Source organism: Moorena sp. SIO4E2 (assembly GCF_010671945.1).
Lineage (GTDB): Bacteria > Cyanobacteriota > Cyanobacteriia > Cyanobacteriales > Coleofasciculaceae > Moorena > Moorena producens.
In genome coordinates this window covers 1-1,928 of record NZ_JAAHIE010001017.1, presented here as the reverse complement: position 1 = coordinate 1,928, position 1,928 = coordinate 1, and the positions used below count along the sequence as shown (strand labels likewise).

Sequence of the window (1,928 nt, the reverse complement as noted above, 5' to 3'; positions counted from 1 at the left end):
GAATCTTTAATTCTTTAATTAAAGATTATCTGGATAGAGACGCACAATAAATCAATATCTTGTCAAGCCAATAAATCTTGATTGTAGATAAATATAGTGTAAGGATTTAGGTAGAGGGGTTGACAAAGGGAGCATGTCACTTATGCAGAACATTTGTAATAAATCTGGGTAATAGGTAATGGGTAATAGGTAATAGGTAATAGGTAATAGGTAATAGGGGGAGCATGTCACATTAGCCTAATAGTTTTCCGAGATCTATAGCCCCCCTGGTTGACTGACAAAACTTATCTAACAGCATACTGATAAGTCTGGATCTGAAATTCCAGCCGATAGAGTCGTTGTTCATATTGTTTGCGTGATGCCATGGCTGGCTCAGGGTCTTGATTACTTGAGAATTGGACCTGTTTAATTAAAGTCCACCCGTTGACCTTAGCGGCTTTGACCCAGTCCCAACCAATTCGAAAATAGCTATTGCCCCGAAACCAATGGGTGTCTACCCAACGTCGTTGACCATTATCTACCACTGCCACCCCTTGTGCACTGACATAGCGATGCAGCGCGGTCTTGGGGGTTTCCCCCACTCGCTATTGCATCAAGACAGAGGGTTGCTACCGCCAAGATAAACCATAATCGTGACAGGGCAGATGCATCTCTAATCTCTGATTTTTGGAGATTCCAGCCACTGGACTGGTCATCTAAAAAGTTCTGTTCAATATCGAAGCGTAACCCATACTCAGCAAAAGTTTGTAGGCAGGTCTTTTCGTCACTGACTACTGCTCAAAACTCTCCATTGATGTTATTACGGCCGATAATCACATGCACCAAACCATAGTTGGCTCTTTTTTGCAATCGCACCTGATGCAAACACAAGGCCTCCCCCCGTAGAACATGGAAATCTTTGAGCTGGCACCAGCCTTTGCCCCCCCGCCAAATCCAACTATCCCTCTTAAGCCTAATCCGATAGTGCCAACCTAATTGAGTGGTTAACATCTGCATCAAGTTGATATGAACAAAACCTCGGTCTGCCAGTAACACCACCTTGATGTCTTGGGGTAAGCGCCCCTGAGCTGATTGAATCATCTCCCGATAATCTCTGAACGATACACTGGCACTGCCATGAGCCATGACCCGCCAAGCCACTGGCAAGGCGCGACCTCGATGTACCACACACAGCCGCACTAAACAATACTTATCCCAAAATAGGGAGGTGTCTAATGCCAGATAGATCACCTGTTCTTGCCAATTGGCCAAAGCAGCTTGAATTAAGCTGCCATAGAGTCGATGCACATTGATTCGGGGATTATGCAGCCAGCGCTGGATTCGTCGTTGTTTGCTGGCGGCATATTGACCCCGGCACGGCATATAAACCGTCCATTTAGTCAGATTCACACTACCGGTATGTACCAGCGCCACTAACATCGATACACAAGCGGTCAGATGAGCCAAATGCGCCCAATCACCTTGACCCATCCATTGATTCAAGGCATTGTAGAGGCGGGAGTTTTTTTTCACAGCATCTTCAGGGTATGAGTGGTATCTATCTTGAGGATGCTGGCTCCCCACATTCAAAGTCAATCCCTCCTATTCCAGTCCTGGCTTGCATTTGATTGTTCCTAATTGATACTTTTGTCAGTCAACCAGATAGCCCCCTCATGGGTCAAAGCCAAGCTCTAATGGTACATAGTTGATCTGTTCTGCAACTAAGACCGGCTCGGTCACAGGATTTTTGGTGTAATGTCTTGTAGTTCATTTGTTCTGCAAATTTGACCTGCTCCCGTTGACAAAAGCCGAAAATTTAAAGTATCCCTCTTTTGTCACTCTCCGAGAAGTAAAATAAGAGAATAAACAGATTGGGTAGCTCAAAGGTAGATAGGGCAATGGATGTAGAGTTACAGATTCTCAAACATAGTGCCAGAGATGCACAACCA

2 protein-coding genes are annotated in these 1,928 nt (G+C 45.0%); both read right to left on the bottom strand.

All coding sequences use genetic code 11. From position 1 onward, the window contains the following. Positions 1 to 284 precede the first annotated feature (284 nt). The gene (locus F6K37_RS40105) at positions 285 to 581 is read right to left on the bottom strand and encodes a hypothetical protein (protein ID WP_287256843.1); all 297 of its coding nucleotides are present in this window, start codon (positions 579 to 581) and stop codon (positions 285 to 287) included. A gap of 196 nt (positions 582 to 777) precedes the next feature. Next, the gene (locus tag F6K37_RS40100) at positions 778 to 1,512 is read right to left on the bottom strand and encodes a hypothetical protein (protein WP_287256842.1); all 735 of its coding nucleotides are present in this window, start codon (positions 1,510 to 1,512) and stop codon (positions 778 to 780) included. Between the last annotated feature and the right edge of the window lie 416 nt (positions 1,513 to 1,928).